General features: G+C 35.2%; 3 protein-coding genes and 3 pseudogenes. 2 read left to right on the top strand and 4 right to left on the bottom strand.

Annotation, left to right across the window (positions count from 1 at the left end; all coding sequences use genetic code 11):
* Positions 1 to 6: 6 nt before the first annotated feature.
* Positions 7 to 655: pseudogene (locus BGC07_RS16975) on the top strand (IS3 family transposase); the annotation flags it as partial.
* Here BGC07_RS16975 and BGC07_RS24185 read toward each other — a convergent pair.
* A pseudogene (locus tag BGC07_RS24185) lies at positions 647 to 736 on the bottom strand (IS982 family transposase); the annotation flags it as partial. The pseudogenes BGC07_RS16975 and BGC07_RS24185 overlap by 9 nt on opposite strands.
* 98 nt (positions 737 to 834) lie before the next feature.
* Complete coding sequence (locus tag BGC07_RS16980) at positions 835 to 1,065, bottom strand: transposase (RefSeq protein ID WP_069314256.1); 231 nt, start codon at positions 1,063 to 1,065, stop codon at positions 835 to 837.
* An 85-nt stretch (positions 1,066 to 1,150) separates the two neighbouring features.
* Here BGC07_RS16980 and BGC07_RS20280 point away from each other — a divergent pair.
* Positions 1,151 to 1,299 (top strand): annotated as a pseudogene (locus tag BGC07_RS20280) (IS6 family transposase); the annotation flags it as partial.
* A gap of 372 nt (positions 1,300 to 1,671) precedes the next feature.
* Here the strand turns inward: BGC07_RS20280 and BGC07_RS16985 are convergent.
* Both BGC07_RS16985 and BGC07_RS16990 read right to left on the bottom strand, forming a co-directional pair.
* On the bottom strand, positions 1,672 to 2,439 hold the full coding sequence (locus tag BGC07_RS16985) for a Fic family protein (protein ID WP_069314257.1): 768 nt from the start codon (positions 2,437 to 2,439) through the stop codon (positions 1,672 to 1,674).
* A 207-nt stretch (positions 2,440 to 2,646) separates the two neighbouring features.
* Positions 2,647 to 3,069 carry a hypothetical protein gene (locus BGC07_RS16990; protein WP_069314258.1) on the bottom strand — a complete coding sequence of 141 codons (423 nt, stop codon included), beginning with the start codon at positions 3,067 to 3,069 and terminating at the stop codon, positions 2,647 to 2,649.
* Between the last annotated feature and the right edge of the window lie 268 nt (positions 3,070 to 3,337).

Here is a 3,337-nt window from a genome sequence, read left to right on the forward strand (position 1 = left end):
CCTTGAGTAGGCCGTTATCGGGTGAGAAGCCTAATGCAAAAACTCGGTTTAAAGGTGCTGCAACGTAAAGCTTATAGAGTGACAACTAAGCGTAAGCACCATCACGCTGTTGCAGATAACGTATTGAATCAGCAGTTTAATCCAGTCATTGCAAATCACTCATGGGCAGGTGACATTACCTACCTTAGAACGGCTGAAGGCTGGTTGTATCTTGCGGTCGTTATCGATTTATACTCTCGAAAAGTTATCGGCTGGGCGATGAATAAGAGAATGAGCGAAAATCTAGTTTGTCGTGCAATGGATATGGCGATTCACTTGCGGCAGCCGACAGAACACTTGTTATTTTTATTTCACAGTGATCGTGGTTCGCAGTATACCAGTAAAAAATATCGAAAACTGTTGAAGAAGCATAAAATCACCGCTTCTATGAGCAGTGTCGGTGCTTGCGTTGACAATGCAGTTGTCGAGCGATTTTTTTGGCAGCCTAAAGCACGAATGGCTGTTGAATGTGACTCATTTAACCCGTGATACTATGAAGGGGGATGTAGGGGCCTATATTCGATATTACAATCATGATCGGCTGCATACAGCCAATGGCAACCTATCGCCTATTAATTTTGAAAAGTCTCAATTAAAAGTGTCCAATATGACTTGACCGGAACACTTTCCAGTGAGGCAAGAAAACCTGACAAAAGTCATCGACAATGCAAAACAAACCGATTAAGCTGGTATCCATAAGCAGCTCCTTGCAATGGATTTCAATGGATTTAGATTGTGAGAACCTAAAGATTAATTGCAAACGGGCTGCTTTTTCAATAGAACCTTATATCGAACTCACGTTAAGCTAATATCAGCGTACATCTGCTTCAAGCGACGGTTTTCGTCTTCAAGCTCTTTTAAGCGCTTAAGCTCTGAAACCCCTATGCCTTGATATTTAGATCTCAGTTTATAATAGCTGCTCTTAGCGATACCATATTGGCGACAGATATCCTCAACTTTGATGCCTGCTTCGCCTTCGTTGAGCATCGCTACAATCTGTGATTCTGTTAGCTTTGATCGTTTCATCTTCATTCTCCTGTTTAAGTTAATTTAACAGAAGATTCCACTTATCACTTGTACTATTTTAGGGGAGGGTTACCGGTTACCCCCCCGCTTCCGCCAATGGTATCAATCGCTCTCAACAGCACGGCCAACAGTTGATGTGATGGAGTCAATGCGTATCAATTGCGTTATATTAAAAAACAGGATATCTTTGCTCAAAATCAGCTAATTAATAAATTATTTGGATTGGCAGCTTAATTTTACAAAGACAATACAAACAAATAGACTTTCTGACGCTTATTATAATTTTTTGCAACAGTGTCGTAATTTACTCTTATTTTCAAATCAAGCAACCAACATACCTCAACCTAATTTTTTTCGCAACAGTCCCACGCTCACAAATCATCATGATCATGCAGGAGGTATAACAGTGGACTCTTGTTTCTATAATGCTCTTTAATATAATGAAACGCTTTGATTTGCCATCCATAAAAGCGTTTATCTTTATTAGTTTCTATATGAAGGCGAGTTTGAAAAAGATTATTTATTTTACCATTGGAAGATTGTGGGAATAATTCTCTTATAAAATCTTTTTGTCTATAACCTATAGATATATCATCAAATAATTTTTCAGAGAAAAAAGGACTGCCGGGTTCTGACTCTCCCCAAATAAAGGCTATAATTTTTCAAAAAATTTAACTTATTCTCCATACCTCTTATAGAGTCAAATCTTCGCCTTACAAGACAACCATAAGCGATTTCATTAGCATATTCTGAGTTGGGTGCTGGTATCAATCCACCCAGGCCAGTAGCCCTACCAAGCTCATAATGCATAGTGAATGGAAATCCATTTAAAGCTAAAAGAATATTTTGTAAAGCGACAACAAACGTTCTACCATTTCCGTCAGTTAAAGGGTGAAGCGTATTAACAATCTGAATAAAAGAACAAATTCGTTCAAATTTTGATATGTTAACCTCATTACTTGAGTAACCATTTGTTTCGCCATACAAAAATTTAATGGCTTCTATAAGCAATTCTTTTAAGTTGTCCCCCCTGACATTTGTAGTTATAACATCATTCCTCTTAGATAAGCGACCAGCATAGGTAGTACGTGTAATTAATTTAATGTTATTCCAAATCTTTTCACCATGTGAAATGTCATACTGAGGCTCCGGGTATAGCCCATGATATAAAGAATATAAGGAAGATTTTGCATTTTTAATTTTTAGATGCTCATAAAAATCATAAAGAGGACTTCCAATAAGAGAAAACATATATCTTTTTATTAAATGAGGAGAGTTCTCATTTAATAGGTAATCTCTAGTTTTCTTATATAGTGGATTATCCCCTAATGCATTCACTATGCTACTAGTTTGCTTCAATATTGTTTTTTCCAAAAAAAGTTGCTAGATTCCGGTATAATACATATGCGACACAGACTATTAGTAATAATACTTAAATTTTTATCATTAAGTATAAACTTTTCACCTATATGTTTTTGGAGTTCTTTTCTCCTTTTGTCCAGCAACTCTTTTTCACTGGTGTTATTATATCCAAGGTAAAAGTTGTTATTTATATGTACGCCAGAGAGTGATACTGGAAAGTCAGATATTTTTTTTGAAAAATATATTAATATCAGTTTGTCCTCTCAAGGTCGGATCAAGAGATGTGCCAAACTGCTCTCCATATTCATTATTTTCACTTCTCAACCTAATATTGCTGTTATCTATCTCATTAGTGGCTAATTCTACAAATAAATCATAAGAAAGTTTTTTTCTTCCATATAGTAAATAATTCCTTATCGTTTTATGAATATTAAAGCATGATTGATAATAATTGGCAAAATTGCTTTTGTTTTTCATAATGTTGTCGACAGGGTTGACTCTTTTGTGGTGGCGACCATAGTCAGTTATAGGATTTAAATCCATGCATGAAGCTGCGAGGCTATTGAAGTATTCACCATGATATAAAGGTTTATTTAACAGACTCAAACAATGTGATAAACTTTTTAGGTTTTCGCTTTTCATACAATAAAATTGTCCACTATTGCGGCTTTTTGAGGTTCTGCACAAATGGTAAGCCATTGCCGAAAATCTATAGTAAGCGTCTCAATAATCATAAATAAACCTAACTACCTAAAAATTCTTTTAAATCATTTTAGGTGACAATATTTATTGCAATCTACATATAAAATTTTAAATGATTTTAAGTTGACATTAATAAGAAAAATGCCATCTTTTATCGCAGATCGTTGCGGGTTTTAATGCTAATTAATATTATGTAATTCAATCGCCA

It is taken from the genome of Piscirickettsia litoralis (genome assembly GCF_001720395.1).
In the GTDB taxonomy this organism is placed as follows: Bacteria; Pseudomonadota; Gammaproteobacteria; order Piscirickettsiales; family Piscirickettsiaceae; genus Piscirickettsia; species Piscirickettsia litoralis.